Raw genomic sequence first — 16333 nt, forward strand, 5'->3', positions numbered from 1 at the left:
ATGAGTGGACGAAATTCATTATCGAGTCTCGCCAAACCGTTCGATAGTCGGACGGAGTGGGTGACATTCTTTCTCTTGGCTGCTTTCGTAATTATTTTTCCCATTCTAAGCCAGATGGGGATGATTTCCTCGTTTCAGGTAGGGGTGTGGGGCAAGTATCTTTGCTACGCGGTTCTAGCCATGAGCTTGAATATTCTTTGGGGGTATACCGGATTGTTATGTCTCGGGCAGTGTCTTTTCTTCGCCTTGGGGGGATATGCCTTTGGGATGTATTTAATGCTGATGATTGGGGAGGACCCGGTCTACAAGACTGCCTTACCCGACTTCATGGACTTCCAGGGATACAAGGAACTGCCTTGGCACTGGAAGCCATTCTACAATCCGTTTTTCGCTGTCTTCGCGGTGGTAGCGGTCCCCGGGGTGGTGGCCTTTATCTTCGGTGCTCTGGCCTTTCGCTCGCGGATCAAGGGGGTCTACTTTTCTATTTTGACCCAGGCATTGACCTACGCGGCGACCCTTCTCTTCTTTCGCAACGAGTTTACCTTCGGGGGGAATAATGGCTTTACTGATTTTAAGTTTATCTTCGGTGCGGACATTCGGGAAGAGTCTACCACCTTGGCTCTGTTTGTCGCTTCGGGGATCCTCTTGTTAGTGGTTTACTGGGGGTTGGCCTGGCTACTCAAAACAAAGTTCGGTAAAGTCCAGCGGGCGATTCGCGATTCGGAAAACCGGGTTCGCTTTTCCGGATATTCGTCCACCCACTACAAGGTCTTCATCTTTGTGCTGAGCGCAATCATTGCGGGGTTGGCGGGAGCGCTCTATGTTCCGCAGGCTGGGATTATCAATCCTGAGGAGATGAAGCCCTCGAAGGGGCTCGACATCGTGGTCTGGGTCGCGGTGGGCGGGCGCGGAACAAAGTTTGGCCCTGTGATTGGAGCGATTCTCATCAGCTTGCTGAAGAGCTGGAGCACACGTGCCTTTCCTGAATATTGGCTAATCATCCTCGGGCTGGTCTTTGTTTTCGTAGTCCTCTTTATGCCGGATGGAATCGTGGGATTATTTGAAAAAGCAAAAGCCTATCTGCGGGCGCGCAAGGGAGGGGAGTCGGACTCCGGAAGCTCTAACATTCCAGTAGAGGCAAAGTAATGGCAGTTCTTTATCGTGATACAGACCTGACTCTGTCGGCGGAAGGTGTGAGTAAATCCTTTGATGGTTTCAAGGCCATCAACGACCTCAATTTCTACCTGGGGGACGGGGAGTTGCGCACGGTCATCGGTCCCAATGGCGCTGGTAAGAGCACCTTCATGGATCTCATTACCGGTCGCACCACGCCTGACGTGGGTTCTCTGACTTTCCATCAACCAGATGGCCATGATGTCGATTTGTGCAAACTGCGGGAGTATCAGATTAATCGTCTCGGCATTGCGCGCAAGTTCCAGACCCCGAGCGTCTATACCCAGCACACGGTGCGGGATAATATTCTCCTTTCCCTTAACCGTGATCGTGGGGTTCTGAGGGCGCTTTTTTATTCCGAGACACAACAGGACAGGGATGAGATCGATGAGGTGCTGGAGATTATTCGCCTGGGCGACCGGCGTGATGAGCTGGCGGGCAGTTTATCCCATGGTCAGAAGCAGTGGCTGGAGATCGGCATGCTACTGGCGCAAAAGCCGAGGGTACTTCTCGTCGACGAACCTGCAGCCGGGATGAGTGACGAAGAGACCGAGCGCACCGGTGAGTTGCTACTGAGTCTGGAGGGCAAGCATAGCGTAGTGGTGGTGGAGCATGATATGGAGTTTGTGCGACAGATTGCGCGAAAGGTTACGGTGCTTCATCAAGGGCATGTTCTGAAGGAGGGGTCCTTCGATGAGGTGGCAGGTGATCCCACTGTGAAAGAAGTTTATTTGGGAAGGCAAAAACACACCGACGCCGCATGATGACCGAACCGCAATTGACTCTAGAGGGAGTCCAAGTCTCCTACGACGAATCACTCATTCTTCGAGGTGTGGACATCTCTGCCCCGAAGAATTCCGTGGTGTCTCTTCTGGGCCGCAATGGAGTGGGGAAGACGACCGCGCTGAAATCCATCATGGGGATTGTGCCATTGACTGCGGGCGAGATCACCTTCGAAGGAAACTCGCTCACAGGCAAAAATACGGAGAAACGTTCACGGTCCGGGATTGGCTATGTGCCCCAGGGGCGCGATATTTTTCCCAATCTCAGTGTCTGGGAAAATCTCAAGGTTAGCATCAGTGTTCACGGACAGGCGGCGCGGGATCGCTTGGACGAGGTCTATGAGCTTTTCCCGGTTCTCGCTGAAATGAAGGAACGAAAGGGTGGCGTTCTCTCAGGTGGCCAGCAGCAGCAACTCGCCATTGGTCGAGCTCTTTTGACCAATCCCAGTTTGCTGATTCTGGATGAGCCAACGGAGGGGATTCAACCCTCGATTATTGACCAAATCGAAGACGCCATTTTGCACCTCAAAAAGACCAGCGAAATGACCATTCTCCTGGTGGAGCAGTATCTTGATTTTGCAAAATCAGTTTCCGACCATTTTTACATTATGGAGCGTGGGTCAGTCGTGGAAAGGGGAGAGATTGCGCTTCTCTCCGATGAACTTGTCGCGCAGTATCTCAGTGTTTAGAAGCCTATGCACCTCACTCCCAGAGAACGAGAAAAACTGATGGTTGTCGTCGCGGCCGATTTGGCGCGTCGTCGTCAGGCCCGCGGATTGAAGCTGAATTATCCTGAGGCCGTTGCAATCATCACCTACGAGGTATTCGAGGGTGCCCGCGATGGCAAAAGTGTCTCGCAATTGATGGATGAAGGAACGCGCATCCTAACGCGCGACGACGTGATGGAGGGCGTTGCAGAGATGATACACGAGGTCCAAGTTGAGGCCACCTTTCCGGACGGGACCAAGCTGGTGACCGTCCACAACCCAGTCCAATAGCGAAGATGAAGCCGGGAGAATTGATTGTGAAGAAGGGGGACTCCCTCCTGGCCAACGAAGGGCTTGCGACCTTGCGGTTGGAAGTTGCGAACACGGGAGATCGGCCCATTCAGGTGGGCAGCCACTTCCATTTCTTTGAGGTGAATTCCAAGTTGGCCTTTGATCGGGAAGCAGCTCGTGGATTTCGTCTGAATATAGCTGCTGGCACAGCGGTGCGATTTGAGCCCGGGGACGAAAAAGAAGTCGAGCTTGTTGCCCTGGCCGGTAATCGAGAGGTCTGGGGCTTGAATGGCAAGGTGAACGGTCCGTTGTAGTTCGTGCGGCCGGAATTTCCGGGGACGGCTGCTGCTCCAGGTGGAGTGGAGGAGGGGGAGCAGAAAAGATGCACGTCGGTAGGTGAGCTTTGTTCGAGGTGGCACGTTGGTTGCTGACTGCCTGTAGTACGATATTGGAAAATCTTAATATCGGTCACTGAACAAACTCAAAAACACTACCATGAAATTGATGAAAACAATGCTCTGCGGAGCACTCGCAATGGGCCTCAGTGGCTTTGCGCCAGCCGACACTCTGAAGATCGGCTATAGTGATTGGCCCGGTTGGGTTGCCTGGGAAATCGGAATCAAGAAAGGTTGGTTCAAGGAGGCGGGAGTGGATGTGGAGTTCGAGTGGATGGACTATGTGGCCTCGATGGAAGCCTATGGTGCTGGCCAGATTGATGCCGTTTGTATGACCAACGGTGATGCCCTGGTCACTGGAGCAACAGCGAAGCCGTCAGTTTGTATTGTGATCAATGATTATTCCAATGGCAACGATATGGTTGTTGGCCAGCCCGGGATTGAATCGATGAAAGACATGAAGGGTAAGAAGATCGCCTTGGAAGAGGGCTTCGTGCCGCACCTTCTTGTTTTGAAGGGGCTGGAAGCTGCGGGGATGTCCGAGTCCGATATTGAGATTGTGAATACTCCCACTGACGAGACTCCCAGTGTGCTTGCTTCCAAGAAAGTGGATGCCATCTGTGCGTGGCAACCGAGCTCTGGAACCGCATTGAAGGAGGTGGAAGGCTCCAAGCCAATCTATACTTCCGCAGAAGCTCCGGGCCTGATTTATGACTGTCTGTTTGTTAGCCCCGAGACCCTCAAGAGCAATCGTGAGGATTGGGTGAAGGTTGCCAAGGTGTGGTATAAGATCGTCGATTTCCTCAAAGATGAGGATAACATCGATGAAGCTTTGGAAATTCTTTCCGGTCGGGTCAATGTGAAGCCTGACGAGTATGAGCCATTCCTCGATGGCACCTACATCATGACTATGGAAGAGGCTCTCAAGGTGTGGGAAGAAGGGGAAGGATTGAAGTCTATTTATGGCTCCACCAAGATCTCCGACGACTTCAACGTCAAGTATGAGGTCTACGAGAAGCCTCTCGAGATCGGCGTCTATCTCGACCCGAGTATCACAAAAGAAATCGCGAAGTAGGGTCTCTGCCCCCAATGATTTTTTCACAGGGGTCGGGAGTGTTTGATGAGATCTTCCGGCCCCTTCTTTTCTCACAATAGATGATGAGCAAACGAACGAAACCTCGTGAACCATGGTTTGCGGTCGGCAAGCCACTCAGTGGCTATCAGGCTGCGATCCCAATGGCGCTTTCGTTTGTGATTCCGATTCTCATCTGGTGTTTTGCGGCTTATGCCCCGTTTCTCTGGCATGTTGATTATCGCATCACCATGACCTCCGAGCCATCTGACAAAGAGGCTTTTCCGGCTACCTATGTGGTCGACGATACGATGGAGGAGAGCTTCTTCGAGAGCTTCCAGGATTCCATCAGACAGGATAACAAGATCTTAAAAGAGCAACGTGAGGCTGGGACCGTCGAAGTTGCCAGTGCGCGGGCAGGCCGCCGGGCAAATCAAAAGGTTCTCAAAAATTTCGAACCGGTCATGCGGGCGAACGGTTGGTTCACAACCGAGAAAACGGAGGAGAATGTGAGCGCCTATTTCAAAGCCTACTTCGCAGCCACTTACGAGACGTGGGGCAAGTTGGCTGCGGGAGAGTTGAAGCCGGCTTCGGGTACTCTTTCGAGAGAGAACCTGGCGATCGTAAAGGACAATTGGGCGCTCTTGAGTTCGGTCTCGCCAACCTATGATTCCGGTAACTTTCTAAGCGAACCCATCTACCGGCTGATTCCCGAGGGTAAGAAAGTGGTGGGGCGTCCAGCCTATCTTCCGGCACCGCACGAGGTTGTCGTGAGGGGGTGGCAGGATTTTCGCGGGGAATCAGAACTGGGTGAACTGAATGTCTGGGAGAAGTATGCATCCTCCCTGCGGGTGGTAATTAGTGGCTTCTTGCTCTGCGTTTTGATCGGAATTCCGTTGGCTCTTCTGGCGGGGACTTTCTCGTTCTTCGCCAGGCTCTTCGAGCCTTTCACTGATTTTTTCCGCTACATGCCAGCCCCGGCCTTCGGGACGGTTTTAATGGCCATCTTTGGCGTGGATCAGCAACCCAAAATTGCGCTCGTGTTTCTCGGCACTTTTCCGCAATTGATTCTGATGGTGGCCAACACCACTCGGCTGTTGGAGCAGCCTATGCTGGATGCGGCGCAGACCCTTGGGGCCCGCAAGGGACAGTTGGTCTGGCGGGTGGTGGTGCCGGGGATCCTTCCCAGTCTCTACAACGATCTGCGCATCCTATTGGGCTGGGCTTGGACCTGGCTGGTCGTTGCGGAGTTGATTGGGACAAAGAGTGGCCTGACTGAAATCATTGATACCCAGGGGCGCCGTTTCCACTTCGATCACGTGTATCCCATTATCCTTTTGATTGGTCTAACAGGTTTTCTAACCGATCAGGTTTTGGCCAACCTGCGGGACATCTTTTTTCCTTGGGCCACAGAGGGTAAGAAGTCTCCCTTGGCCCGTCTTTTCCGATGGGTTGGCAGCCGGGTGCAAGCTTGGCGCGATGTCGATCCCCCCGTTGCGCCTGTGACTGTTGAAGCCTCAACCGAAGGAGAATCTCACCCATGAACGAGCAGATCGAACTACCCAGCTACCTCGAGCAATCACCGGAGGTCGCCGCTCGCTTTCAACGGATTCAGGCGCGCCCGGAGGTGCTCAAGGTTGCCAATATGGGGAGGGTCTTCGACTCTAACAAAGGGCCGGTGCAGGCGCTCAATGACATCAACTTTTCAGTAAGGCGTCGTGAGTTCGTGTGTGTGATTGGCCAGTCCGGATGTGGCAAGTCGACCTTGATTCGTATTCTGGCGGGGCTCGACCAGCCGACGTCCGGGCAAGTTCTCTGTGACGGGGAGCCGGTAACTGGGCCGGGGAAAGATAGGGGAATGGTCTTTCAGGGCTATACCTTGTTTCCATGGTTGACGGTGAAGCAGAATGTGATGTTCGGGCCTGCGATGGAAGGGCGCAAGGGGCAGGCGGCTGAATCCGAGGCTCTGCAGTGGATCGAGATGGTGGGCTTGGAGAAATTCGCGGAATCCTATCCAAGCGAACTTTCGGGGGGCATGAAGCAGCGGGTGGCTATTGCCCGAGCGATGGCGAATCAGCCACGTATTCTATTGATGGACGAGCCCTTTGGCGCGCTTGACGCTCAGACTCGGGCGCAAATGCAGCAGCATCTTTTGCAGATCTGGCGAGCCGTTGATGCGACCATTTTGTTCATCACTCACGACTTGGATGAGGCCGTTTTGCTGGCGGATCGGATATTGGTTCTGGGGGCGAATCCAAGCCGGGTGCAGGAGGTGATTGAGGTTCCCGTGCCACGGCCTCGCACACTTGACCAGTGCCTTTCCCCCTCATTTCTGGCGACCAAGAAGAGACTGGAAGAGCTCATTCATCCCCAGACCGAGCGGAAGGCTTCGTTCAAGATTCCGCGTTTGGTAGCCGCTGACGACGACGTGCTCTAAGGTGATGAAAGATTCTCTCTATCAAGACCCCACTGTGTCTCAGTCCTGCCGACTGGAAAGGCTTTCGTGGACGGAAATTGCCGAGTTGCAGAAGAAAACCAACTGCCTTCTGGTTCCGGTTGGGGCGACCGAGCAACATGGTCCTCATTTGCCGATCAACACCGATTCAGTGATTGCGGAGAAGGTTTGTGATTACGCCTCGGGCAAGACCGGGGTGCCGGTGCTTCCAGTGATGGCTTACAGTGTCTCGGCGGGGCATACCACGAAGTGGACCGGAACGTTCTCGATGAGTCACGCGACCTTCATTGAGGCGATTAAGGATTTGGTGGGCTTTGCGGTAGAAACTGGGTGGCGGCGGGTTGTTCTTTTAAATGCGCACATGGGGAATGATGCTTCGCTACGAGTTGCGGTCGATGTGCTGCGGGTCAAGTATCTGGGGCAATTGCAGATTGTGGTCGTTAATTCCTTCACCCTGAGTGACGAGATTTGGCAATACTTTATCAGCGACGCAGCTGACCTCCACGCCAATAAGGGTGAGACAGATCTCATGTTACATCTTGCGCCGGATACGGTGCGGATGGAGGTGGTGGAAGACGATCCCGACCGCACCACGGCGACCGTTTTTAGCTACCCTGTCTCTCAGACCAGCCTCAATGGTGTTACCGGGAATCCGAGTGAGGGGAGTGCTGCACAGGGAGCCTGGCTTTTTGAGATGATGGGGGAGGCTCTGGCTTCCCTGCTGGAAAGGGCGCTTGAGGAAGAGCCTCCCTTGCCGAAGTCCGCCTGGGAGGGGACCGGTTTTTCTTTCTAACAAAACTAATACTTTTAAAACTATGAAAACGGACGAAGAGATTCTAGCCATTCAGGCCGACCTGAAGGCCCGGGGAGTGAAATATTGTGTGGGCGCCTACGTGGATATTCATGGTGTGCAGAAGGGGAAATTTGTCCCCATTGACCACTTCCTTCACTTCGCCCATGGGTCGGAGCTTTACACGGGCTATGCCCTCGATGGTCTGGGGCAAGGGCCGAGTGATGATGAGATTTCTTCGGTGCCGGACTTGGATCACATCATTCAATTGCCCTGGCAAAAGGAAGTGGCGTGGATGCCGGCGGACAATGCCTTTCAAGGGAAACCGTATGAGGTCAATACCCGCGTGGCTTTGAAAAAGCAGCTCGCTGCCGCCGCAGAGATGGGTTTGGGGATGAATTTGGGAATCGAGTGCGAGCTCTTTATTCTCAAGCAAGAGGAGGATGGTTCCCTAGCGATTCCGAACTCCGACGACAATCTCACCAAAGCTTGCTATGACGTGAAGCGCTTCATGGATAGGTATGAGTGGATCGACAAGATTTCCACCACGATCAACGATCTGGGCTGGGACCTCTACAGTCTCGATCACGAGGATGCCAATTCCCAGTTCGAGTTCGACTTTCAATACGCGGATGCTCTCACGATGTGTGATCGCTTCATCTTCTTCCGGTATATGGCCAAGCAATACGCGGCTGAGGAGGGTCTGATCGCAACGTTTATGCCCAAGCCTTTTGCGGACAAGACGGGAACGGGCGCGCACTTCAATATGTCCATGTTTGACTTGGAGAGCGGCGAGAATCTGTTCAAGCGTGATCCGGCTGATGATCCGAGAGGGTTGGGAATTAGCGAAATGGCCTATCACTTTGTGGGTGGAATTCTGAAGCACGGTCCGGCCCTGTGCGCAACCTTCGCGCCTACCGTGAATAGTTATAAGCGGCTTGTTCGGAGGGGGCTGATGCCCTATTACTCGTGGGCTCCGGTTTTCAATAGTTTTGGTCGAAATAATCGGACGAACTCCATGCGGGTGCCGATGGGTGGGGGGCGCGTGGAAAGTCGCAATGCGGACGCGGCCTGTAATCCGTATCTGGCAGCGGCCTTGGCCTTGGCAGCTGGGCTGGAGGGGATCAGGGAGAAGATTGATCCGGGTCAGGCGCAAGAGGACAATCTCTATGAATTGTCTCATGAAGAATTGAAAGAACGGGGGATTTCCGAGCTTCCGCAAACTTTGAAGGAAGCGGTGGCGGCCTTTGCAGGTGACCCCTTTGTTGAGCAGGCTCTGGGCAGCGAGTTGCGCCAGGAGTTCATTACTTACAAGAGTGAGGAGTGGTTGCAATACCACCAGCGGGTTTCCCAGTGGGAGATCGAACAATACGCGCGGCTTTATTAGTCACCTCAGCACTGCGATGAAAAGCGAACGCCGCGATTTTCCGGTTCATTATCTTGCGACTGCTCCAGGGGAGTCGCGGCCCTTGTTGGCGAAGACCGAAAAGGCTTTTGGGATGATTCCCAACCTCGAGCGAACGATGGCGGAAGCGCCGGTTCTGTTAGAGGGTTATGGTCAGCTTTGGGAGTCTTTTGGGAAGAGTTCTTTTTCTGCGATTGAACAACAGGTGGTGATGCAGGCGGTGAATGTGCGCCATGCCTGTGACTACTGAGTGCCGTGGCACACTTTTCTGGCGCGTGACGTCGGAATGTCTGAGGAGGATGTTCAAGCCTTGGAGGCTGGGCGGCCTTTGACTGACGCTCGCTTGGAGGCGTTGCGTTGCTTTACGAATGCCTTGGTGGACGGTCGGGGTCATGTTTCCGAGGAGGAGTGGAGTGCTTTCGTGGATGCGGGTTGGGGTCATCAGCAGGCTTTGGAAGTTGTTTTTGCAGTTGGGATGAAGGTGATGAGTAATTTCACGAATGCGCTGGCGGGTGTTCCGCTGGATGAGGCGGTGAAATAGAGGCGGCATGGAAGTTGCTCGCTCGGAGTGTGAACTATTTCTCGAATCGTAATAAAAATGAGACTGACTGAAGAACGGGTGAGAGAGGCGTGTGCCATGGGGACCAAGAGACCTGCTGTGGGGGGTGCTCAGTCGAATTTGGAAGAATTGTTGGCTCAGATTGAGGAGTCGGCGGACCTTCCGCTTCCGCAGGCCATGTCTCTGCCTTCCGCAGCCTATACTTCAGAGGAGTTCTTTCAGTGGGAGAATGAAGAGGTGTTTCGCAAGGAGTGGCTTTGCGTGGGCCACGTTTCGCAGATTCCGTTGGCGGGGGATTTTCTGAATTTGGATCTTTTGGGCGAGCCTCTCATTGTGGTGCGTGGCAAGGACGAACAAGTGCGTGTACTCTCACGGGTTTGTCCTCATCGGGCGATGGACATCATGCCAGAGGGTTTTGGGTATGATGGTCACGGGATTGGGGATCGACGCGAGGAAGGGGGGCCGGATTGTGGTCATGCGCGGCTGTTTCTTTGTCGTTACCATTCGTGGACTTTTGAACTGGATGGGGGACTGAAGGCCTGTCCTGAGATGCAGGAGGCGGAGGATTTTTGTCGAGATGAGGTGGGCTTGAAGGAATTCCGAAGTGAAGTTTGGGAAGGGTTTGTCTTTGTGAATCTGGATGGGGAGGCACCCATCAGTGTCGGGGAGCAATTGGCAGGATTGCAGGAGAAGGTAGCGAAGTGGAACTGCGGGGAGATGGTGGTGGTGAACGCGCAGGAGTGGGATTGTCCTTTCAATTGGAAGGTGATGATTGAGAACTTTATGGAGAGCTATCATCATGCGGGCGCGCATGCAAAGTCTCTCCAGACGATGATGCCGGCTAAGGACACTTGGACGGAGGAGGAGAAGGCTCACTACATCCGATGCCATTTGCCGATGAAGGAAAAGGTGCGCAAGGAGATTGCGGAACAGGAGGCGAAAGGTGGTCAATGGGATGCTTTTCCTAAGATTGAAGGGCTGAGTGATGAGGAGCGGCATGAGTGGGGTCTTCATCTTGGGTTCCCGACCTTTATGTTTGTGGTGCTCGCGGACTGCGCGATTTGGTATCGCTTGCAGCCAGAGTCGGCGGGACGCTGCAAGTTGGTGACGACCATGCTGGTGCCTGGCGAGACGGTTAAGGAGGAGGGTTTTGCCGAGATGTTAGAGCGGGGCGTGCGGGAGGCGACGGAATTTCATTTGGAAGATATGGAGGTCTGCACGGCGGTGCAGCGGGGGCATTATTCGCGAGTGACGAAGCCCGGTCGCTTGAGTCACTTGGAGATGCCGGTGTGGTTGATTCAACGCTATCTGGCCGCGCGTTCGCGGGGAACGTGGCCCACTCAAGATAGGGAGCCGGCGCAGAGCCAGAAGTGAAAAGGGGATATGAACGCGGCGAACTTCGAGGGTAAGGTGGTGGTGGTGACGGGGGGCGCTTCGGGGATTGGGGCGGCGATTTGTGAGGTTTTTCAAGAAGCGGGAGCGAAGGTTTGGTGTGCGGATTTGGAGTTGGCGGATGGCAAAGGATGGGAGTCGCGGGTTTGTGATGTTTCGGATGAAACGCAGGTGACGGCTTTCTTTGAGGAGGTCTTTGCGGAAGAAGGTCGTTTGGATGTGGTGGTGAATAATGCGGGGATTCAGCCGCTGGGAGTCAGTATTGCGGAGACCACGCCAGAGTTGATGAACAAGACGCTGGAGGTGAATGTGTCGGGAGCTTTGTGGGGGGTGAAGCAGGCTGCGGCCCGGATGACGGCGGGGGGAAGCGTGGTGAATTTGGCTTCCTTTGTGGGAACTCTGGGAGTGCCGGATGGGATGGCCTATGCGGTGTCGAAGGCGGGAGTAGCTCATCTGACGAAGTGCGCGGCGCTTGAGTTGGCAGGGAAGGGGATTCGGGTGAATGCGGTGGCGCCGGGGACGATTCGCACGCCGGCGGTGGAGGGGATTCCGGATAACCCGGAGATTCCCTTTGTGGAAGGTCGCACGCCGTTGGGGAGGTTGGGGGAGCCGGAGGAAGTGGCTCGGGTGGTGTTGTTTTTGGCTTCGGAGGCGGCGTCTTATATTACGGGGGCGATTGTGCCGGTGGATGGAGGAATCTCGGCTGGATGGGAGCGATATGAACTCAAGTTGGGGGACTTTCCGTTGTAGATGAGAGAGATTTCGGAATTGGTGCCATTGCCTGCGGGCGAGTTTTGGATGGGTGGGGAGCAAGATGATAAGTTCGTCACCGACGTGGAGCGGCCTCGTCATCGGGTGACGATTTCGGCAGGGACTTCGCTGGGTCGGTTTCCGGTCACAGAGGGAGAGTTGTTAGGAAATGGAAAAAGGATTCCTGCAGTGGGGATTTGTTGGGAAGAGGCCAAGGAATTTGCGCAGTGGGTGGGTGAGCAGGCAGGCGGGCGGGGGCGTTTGGCAACGGAGGCGGAATGGGAGTGGGCTGCGCGGGCTGGGCAGACGGTGGCAAGGACTCCCACTGCGGAGGAGGCTAATTTTCTCTATAGTGAAGATGGGGAGAAGGTGGGAGAGGGGGCGCTGAGCGAGGTGGGGAGGTATTCTCTGAATGAGTTTGGGTATGGAGATTTGTTTGGGAATGTTTTGGAGTGGGTGGAGGACTGTTGGCGGCCGAGTTATGAAGGCGCTCCCAAGGATGGGAGTGCTTGGGTGGGGTCAGGAACCCGGAAGGTGGTTCGGGGAGGGGCTTGGGACCACTTGCCGCGATTGCTGAGGGCGAGTTGGCGTGATGGGATGCTAGCGGAGGCTCGTCAGGATAATCTGGGTTTTCGAGTGGCAGTCGATTTTCGAAAGTGATGAAGGTTGATTTTGTTCCGTTTCTGCCACCCGGGTTGCATCCTGGGATGGATGCTTTGGCTCGAGGCTTGGCGAGAGGGGTTTCTGAGCGAGGGGGAGAGCTGCGGTTACGGACTGGGACGATGGGGGAATCCGTGCGGGCGAGTATTGGGGAGGGGGTGGATGCGATTTATCTCTTTGTGACCGATCCGTTGGAGGCTGAGGAGGAGGTGAAGGAAGCGCTGGCGGAGGGGATTCGAGTGATGACCTTTCATCTGCCGGCCTACGAGGTGACGGCTTCGGTGTTGGTGCCGAATTTCTATCAGGGCGTGGAGCTTGCGACTCAATTGGCGAGGAGGCTTGAGAAGAGGGCTCGCGTAGCGATTTTGGGTGGGCCGGAGATTCTCGATGACGAGGAGCTTGTGCTGGGATGTCTTGATGGTGCGCGACGAGCGGGCTTGGAGGTATTGAATGATCCTTTTGCAAGCCAGTATCGCAATTTGGAGGATGTGAAGGGGGTTTCGGGTGCGGTTGTTGAGCGGTTGATGGGGGACCTTTATCCTTTTGATGGTTTGATTGTTTTCAATGATGAGACCCTTCATGATGTGGTGGCTTATCTGAAGGAGAAGAGTCTCGCGGGGAGCTTTCCCATTGTTTCGCGCAATGGCAGTCCGGCGGCGATTGAGTGTATTCGGCAGGGTCTGTCGACTGCGACTCTTGATTATCATTTGCCTGAGATTGGAGCGTTAGGCGCTGGTCTGTTAGATGGCGGGGGGGCGCTTGTGATGGCTCCGGCGGGTCAGGTTTATGATTCCTCGAATCTGGAAATGGCCATTTCGTGGGAGGTGCGGGCTCCATTCGATATTTCTTTGAATGTTATTTCTTGATGAAAAAATCAGTTGTTATTCTTGATTTGGGCACGGTTTACCTCACCGAGAGCCAGCAGGCTTGGCTGGCAAGGATGGGGGAGGCTGTGATTTACGACCGTACTTCGTCGGAGGAGATGCTGGATCGACTTCATGGGGTGGAGATTGCGTTGACGACCAAATGTCCCTTTGATGCGGCGCTGCTCGATCAGCTTCCGGATTTAAAGTATATTGGGGTGTTAGGAACGGGTTACGATATGATTGATGTCGCGGCTGCCCGTGAGGGCGGGATTACCGTTGCCAGTGTGCCGACTTATTGCACCGCCGCGACGGCACAGCATGTTTTCGCGCTTTTGCTGGCGATGACGAATCATGTCGGTTCGTTATCGACGGGAGTTCGGCAAGGGCGATGGTGTGAGGCGGATGATTTTTCCTATTGGGATAAGCCGTTGGAAGAGTTGGAGGGAATGAGCCTAGGAATTGTGGGCTTTGGGCGCATTGGTCGGAAGGTGGCGAAGTTGGGGGATGCCTTTGGGATGGAGGTCATTGTTCGGTCTCGGTCGGGAGAGGAGTTTCGAGAGGGCTATGTGGCGAGACCGCTAAATGAGTTGTTGGGCATGAGCGATGTGGTGACCTTGCATTGTCCCCTGACCTCCGAGACGCATCAACTGATGAATGAGGAGCGGCTCGCGTTGATGAAGAAGGGGAGTCGGCTTATTAATGCGGGTCGTGGCAAGTTGGTGGATGAAGCGGCATTGGCGGAGGCGTTGAGGTCGGGTCATCTTCGGTCTGCGGCCGTCGACGTTTTGAGTTCCGAGCCGCCGAGTCCTGATAATCCGCTTTTGAACGCATCTAACTGTATCGTGACGCCTCATGTGGCTTGGGCGACCACGGCGTCGATTGGGAGGCTGTTAGATGCGGTGTTGGACAACCTTGAAAGCTATTTGAAGGGAGAGCCGAAGAACGAGGTGCTCGACTTTGAGAAGGAGGAAGGATGATGAAACTTCGAACTTTTCAAACTCTGTGGGGATGGGAGGGGAGTGCGGAGGAGGCTTTGTTGGCAGCTCGTGGTAGAGGCTTTGATGGTTTGGAAGGACGGATGCGAGAGGGGTGGGAGGATATCTTTTGCGAGAGCGATTATATTGCCGAAATCGTGACTGGGGATGATTATGCGCCAAAGATTCGAAAGGGAATCAGAGAACATGGGGATGACTTGCGCCGAGGAATCGAAGCGAGTTTGAGAGGGAAACCCCGTTTTGCGAATGTGCTGGCGGGGTGCGACTGGTGGTCTTTTGCGGACAAGGTGGCTTTTGGAGAGATGTTTCTCGAGATGGAGAAGGAGTATCAGTTGCCGCTGTCGTTGGAGACTCATCGCAGCCGGATAACCTTTCATCCTTGGGTCACGCGAGACCTGTTGGCTGAGCTGCCCGAGTTGATGCTGACTTGTGATTTTAGTCATTGGTGTTGTGTGACGGAGCGGTTGGTGATGGATGAGGAGCCAGAACTATTACGGCTCTTAGCTTCCCGCTGTCGGCATGTGCACGCTCGAGTGGGCTACGACCAGGGGCCACAGGTTCCGGCTCCCAGATTGGAAAAGTATCGCGAGGAATTGGAGGCGCATCTGCGTTGGTGGAAAAGCTTGTGGGATTTCTTGAAACTGCATGAGCGAGATGAGTTCACGATGACCCCTGAGTTCGGACCCGATGGCTATCAGCAATCGAGTCCAGAGTCCGGAGAGGTCTTTGCTCCGCTGGGGGAGATCAATAGCTGGATGGGAGACTGTCTCCGGGCGGTCTTTCGCTAGCCGGAATCAGGTTGGTATGATTAATGCTGGATTTCGTATTACGCGTCAACTAGCGTAATCACCATGGCAGAGCGGGAACAAGTAGACCGAATTAGCTTATCGTTACCGGCAGGGTTGCTGGAGAGATTTGATATGCTGGTAGATGAAAGAGGCTTCGATAGTCGTTCGCAGGCGGTAGGGGAACTGATCTCGCGCGAGCTGGATCGTTACTCGGCTTCGCAGGGGCGGCAGATCATGACGGGGACCATTGTATTGGTCTACGGCCATACCAACGGTGATCTGAAGCGACGCTTGGCCGATATTCAATACGACCACATCGCGGAGGTGATTGGGTCTCTGCACATCTTACTCGAGAAAGAGCATACCATGGAGGTGGTGATTGTGCAGGGGAAGGCCAACAAGTTGCGAAAAATTGCCAATGAGTTGATTACGTGCAAAGGGGTGACCAGTGGGTCGATGACCCTGACCTCGTCGCTGATGCCGCCGGTGCAATATCCGGCAGAGGTGGATGATCTCACCGTATAATGCCATGGACTCAAATATCATTTATCAAGAAAAGCTGACTGGCGCGGGGATGTGGTCCAAGGTTATCGGTCGAGGCAAAGTCTTGCGCCTGACGGATCTGGAAGGAGGGGCCAATGTCGGGATGTTACTCTACAACGCGCTGGAGCGAACCGAACGCTACAACATGCCGGATACCTTGAAGGGGCAGCAGGTCTTTTACCTGACTGAAGGAGTCTGTCTGCATTCCGATATGGGAAGGTTGCTGGGCTCGGTGGTGCGGGATACCATGGGCTGGCATGATACCGTCTGCGGAGTGACCAACGAGGGAGTGGTGCGGGAGAAGTATGGCGAGTTGAGCTATCAAGAGGGAAAAAACGATTTTTACCGAAGTGGCTTCGAGTGCTTCCTGATTGAGTTGTCCAAGTGGGGACTGAGCGAACGCGACTTGGTTCCGAATATCAATTGGTTCAGCAAAGTCGTCTCGAATGAGGAGGGGGGGCTTTCCTTTGTGCCAGGAGCTTCATCGGCAGGTGCCGTGGTCGAGATTCGTTTCGAGCTCGATACTCTAGTGGTGCTGAACACTTGTCAGCATCCCTTGGACCCTGATCCAAACTATGCACCCAAACCAGTTTTGATGGAGGTCTTTCCTGCCGAACCGGTGGGTGAAGACGATCCTTGCCTGAACTCTCATCCGGAGAACGGACGCGCGATGGAGAACACCGTGAACTACAACACCCTACGATTCTAAG

The 16333-nt window shown here is 54.4% G+C and carries 20 protein-coding genes; all 20 read left to right on the forward strand.

The genetic code is table 11. From position 1 onward, the window contains the following. The 20 genes from urtC to IE099_RS12790 all read left to right on the forward strand — a co-directional run bounded on the left by urtC (nt 1) and on the right by IE099_RS12790 (nt 16332). Nucleotides 1-1146, forward strand: coding sequence for an urea ABC transporter permease subunit UrtC (gene urtC, locus IE099_RS12700; protein WP_189570399.1), 1146 nt, complete (start codon nt 1-3; stop codon nt 1144-1146). Continuing rightward, nucleotides 1146-1937 (forward strand): urea ABC transporter ATP-binding protein UrtD, encoded by a 792-nt coding sequence (gene urtD / locus IE099_RS12705; RefSeq protein ID WP_189570402.1) that lies wholly within the window; start codon nt 1146-1148, stop codon nt 1935-1937. The genes urtC and urtD overlap by 1 nt, the downstream gene beginning before the upstream one ends. After that, the gene (gene urtE / locus IE099_RS12710) at nt 1934-2644 is read left to right on the forward strand and encodes an urea ABC transporter ATP-binding subunit UrtE (protein WP_229809506.1); all 711 of its coding nucleotides are present in this window, start codon (nt 1934-1936) and stop codon (nt 2642-2644) included. The genes urtD and urtE overlap by 4 nt, the downstream gene beginning before the upstream one ends. Before the next feature lie 6 nt (nt 2645-2650). Further along, a complete protein-coding gene (locus tag IE099_RS12715) occupies nt 2651-2953 on the forward strand; it encodes an urease subunit gamma (protein WP_189570404.1) in 303 nt (100 codons plus the stop codon). Between the two features lie 5 nt (nt 2954-2958). Beyond that, nucleotides 2959-3267 carry an urease subunit beta gene (locus IE099_RS12720; protein WP_189570405.1) on the forward strand — a complete coding sequence of 103 codons (309 nt, stop codon included), beginning with the start codon at nt 2959-2961 and terminating at the stop codon, nt 3265-3267. 190 nt (nt 3268-3457) lie between these two features. Beyond that, nucleotides 3458-4423, forward strand: coding sequence for an ABC transporter substrate-binding protein (locus tag IE099_RS12725; protein WP_345778123.1), 966 nt, complete (start codon nt 3458-3460; stop codon nt 4421-4423). An 83-nt stretch (nt 4424-4506) separates the two neighbouring features. Continuing rightward, complete coding sequence (locus tag IE099_RS12730; protein ID WP_189570408.1) at nt 4507-5964, forward strand: ABC transporter permease; 1458 nt, start codon at nt 4507-4509, stop codon at nt 5962-5964. Continuing rightward, a complete protein-coding gene (locus IE099_RS12735; protein WP_189570410.1) occupies nt 5961-6857 on the forward strand; it encodes an ABC transporter ATP-binding protein in 897 nt (298 codons plus the stop codon). Before IE099_RS12730 ends, IE099_RS12735 begins: the two co-directional genes overlap by 4 nt. Before the next feature lie 4 nt (nt 6858-6861). After that, complete coding sequence (locus IE099_RS12740; RefSeq protein WP_189570412.1) at nt 6862-7668, forward strand: creatininase family protein; 807 nt, start codon at nt 6862-6864, stop codon at nt 7666-7668. A 22-nt stretch (nt 7669-7690) separates the two neighbouring features. Continuing rightward, the gene (gene glnT, locus IE099_RS12745; RefSeq protein WP_189570414.1) at nt 7691-9052 is read left to right on the forward strand and encodes a type III glutamate--ammonia ligase; all 1362 of its coding nucleotides are present in this window, start codon (nt 7691-7693) and stop codon (nt 9050-9052) included. Between the two features lie 16 nt (nt 9053-9068). Beyond that, a complete protein-coding gene (locus IE099_RS20820) occupies nt 9069-9320 on the forward strand; it encodes a hypothetical protein (protein ID WP_229809507.1) in 252 nt (83 codons plus the stop codon). 36 nt (nt 9321-9356) lie between these two features. Next, a complete protein-coding gene (locus tag IE099_RS20825) occupies nt 9357-9611 on the forward strand; it encodes a carboxymuconolactone decarboxylase family protein (RefSeq protein ID WP_229809508.1) in 255 nt (84 codons plus the stop codon). A 57-nt stretch (nt 9612-9668) separates the two neighbouring features. Next, nucleotides 9669-11003, forward strand: a complete 1335-nt coding sequence (locus IE099_RS12755; RefSeq protein ID WP_189570417.1) for an aromatic ring-hydroxylating oxygenase subunit alpha — start codon at nt 9669-9671, stop codon at nt 11001-11003. 9 nt (nt 11004-11012) lie between these two features. Further along, a complete protein-coding gene (locus tag IE099_RS12760) occupies nt 11013-11771 on the forward strand; it encodes an SDR family NAD(P)-dependent oxidoreductase (protein WP_189570419.1) in 759 nt (252 codons plus the stop codon). Further along, nucleotides 11772-12431 carry a formylglycine-generating enzyme family protein gene (locus tag IE099_RS12765; RefSeq protein WP_189570421.1) on the forward strand — a complete coding sequence of 220 codons (660 nt, stop codon included), beginning with the start codon at nt 11772-11774 and terminating at the stop codon, nt 12429-12431. Next, entirely contained in the window at nt 12431-13297 is an 867-nt protein-coding gene (locus tag IE099_RS12770) for a sugar ABC transporter substrate-binding protein (protein WP_189570423.1), read from the forward strand. Before IE099_RS12765 ends, IE099_RS12770 begins: the two co-directional genes overlap by 1 nt. Continuing rightward, nucleotides 13297-14274: a D-2-hydroxyacid dehydrogenase gene (locus IE099_RS12775; RefSeq protein WP_189570425.1), complete on the forward strand. Its 978-nt coding sequence runs from the start codon at nt 13297-13299 to the stop codon at nt 14272-14274. The genes IE099_RS12770 and IE099_RS12775 overlap by 1 nt, the downstream gene beginning before the upstream one ends. Further along, nucleotides 14271-15080, forward strand: a complete 810-nt coding sequence (locus tag IE099_RS12780; protein ID WP_189570428.1) for a sugar phosphate isomerase/epimerase — start codon at nt 14271-14273, stop codon at nt 15078-15080. Before IE099_RS12775 ends, IE099_RS12780 begins: the two co-directional genes overlap by 4 nt. A 63-nt stretch (nt 15081-15143) precedes the next feature. Then, nucleotides 15144-15605 (forward strand): nickel-responsive transcriptional regulator NikR, encoded by a 462-nt coding sequence (nikR, locus tag IE099_RS12785; RefSeq protein WP_189570430.1) that lies wholly within the window; start codon nt 15144-15146, stop codon nt 15603-15605. 4 nt (nt 15606-15609) lie between these two features. Beyond that, complete coding sequence (locus IE099_RS12790) at nt 15610-16332, forward strand: urea amidolyase associated protein UAAP1 (protein WP_189570432.1); 723 nt, start codon at nt 15610-15612, stop codon at nt 16330-16332. The last annotated feature ends 1 nt before the right edge of the window (nt 16333 follow it).

It is taken from the genome of Roseibacillus persicicus, assembly GCF_014651675.1.
GTDB classification, from domain to species: Bacteria; Verrucomicrobiota; Verrucomicrobiia; order Verrucomicrobiales; family Akkermansiaceae; genus Roseibacillus; species Roseibacillus persicicus.

What these genes read in the sequence shown, in the direction of transcription:
- IE099_RS12765 (WP_189570421.1), top strand. Translation starts at nt 11,772, where the DNA reads ATGAGAGAGATTTCGGAATTGGTGCCATTGCCTGCGGGCGAGTTTTGG.
- IE099_RS12775 (WP_189570425.1), top strand. Translation starts at nt 13,297, where the DNA reads ATGAAAAAATCAGTTGTTATTCTTGATTTGGGCACGGTTTACCTCACC.
- IE099_RS12740 (WP_189570412.1), top strand. Translation starts at nt 6,862, where the DNA reads ATGAAAGATTCTCTCTATCAAGACCCCACTGTGTCTCAGTCCTGCCGA.
- IE099_RS12790 (WP_189570432.1), top strand. Translation starts at nt 15,610, where the DNA reads ATGGACTCAAATATCATTTATCAAGAAAAGCTGACTGGCGCGGGGATG.
- IE099_RS12715 (WP_189570404.1), top strand. Translation starts at nt 2,651, where the DNA reads ATGCACCTCACTCCCAGAGAACGAGAAAAACTGATGGTTGTCGTCGCG.
- IE099_RS12755 (WP_189570417.1), top strand. Translation starts at nt 9,669, where the DNA reads ATGAGACTGACTGAAGAACGGGTGAGAGAGGCGTGTGCCATGGGGACC.
- IE099_RS12720 (WP_189570405.1), top strand. Translation starts at nt 2,959, where the DNA reads ATGAAGCCGGGAGAATTGATTGTGAAGAAGGGGGACTCCCTCCTGGCC.
- urtC (WP_189570399.1), top strand. Translation starts at nt 1, where the DNA reads ATGAGTGGACGAAATTCATTATCGAGTCTCGCCAAACCGTTCGATAGT.
- IE099_RS12730 (WP_189570408.1), top strand. Translation starts at nt 4,507, where the DNA reads ATGAGCAAACGAACGAAACCTCGTGAACCATGGTTTGCGGTCGGCAAG.
- urtD (WP_189570402.1), top strand. Translation starts at nt 1,146, where the DNA reads ATGGCAGTTCTTTATCGTGATACAGACCTGACTCTGTCGGCGGAAGGT.
- IE099_RS12780 (WP_189570428.1), top strand. Translation starts at nt 14,271, where the DNA reads ATGATGAAACTTCGAACTTTTCAAACTCTGTGGGGATGGGAGGGGAGT.
- nikR (WP_189570430.1), top strand. Translation starts at nt 15,144, where the DNA reads ATGGCAGAGCGGGAACAAGTAGACCGAATTAGCTTATCGTTACCGGCA.
- IE099_RS12735 (WP_189570410.1), top strand. Translation starts at nt 5,961, where the DNA reads ATGAACGAGCAGATCGAACTACCCAGCTACCTCGAGCAATCACCGGAG.
- urtE (WP_229809506.1), top strand. Translation starts at nt 1,934, where the DNA reads ATGATGACCGAACCGCAATTGACTCTAGAGGGAGTCCAAGTCTCCTAC.
- IE099_RS12770 (WP_189570423.1), top strand. Translation starts at nt 12,431, where the DNA reads ATGAAGGTTGATTTTGTTCCGTTTCTGCCACCCGGGTTGCATCCTGGG.
- IE099_RS12725 (WP_345778123.1), top strand. Translation starts at nt 3,458, where the DNA reads ATGAAAACAATGCTCTGCGGAGCACTCGCAATGGGCCTCAGTGGCTTT.
- glnT (WP_189570414.1), top strand. Translation starts at nt 7,691, where the DNA reads ATGAAAACGGACGAAGAGATTCTAGCCATTCAGGCCGACCTGAAGGCC.
- IE099_RS20820 (WP_229809507.1), top strand. Translation starts at nt 9,069, where the DNA reads ATGAAAAGCGAACGCCGCGATTTTCCGGTTCATTATCTTGCGACTGCT.
- IE099_RS12760 (WP_189570419.1), top strand. Translation starts at nt 11,013, where the DNA reads ATGAACGCGGCGAACTTCGAGGGTAAGGTGGTGGTGGTGACGGGGGGC.
- IE099_RS20825 (WP_229809508.1), top strand. Translation starts at nt 9,357, where the DNA reads ATGTCTGAGGAGGATGTTCAAGCCTTGGAGGCTGGGCGGCCTTTGACT.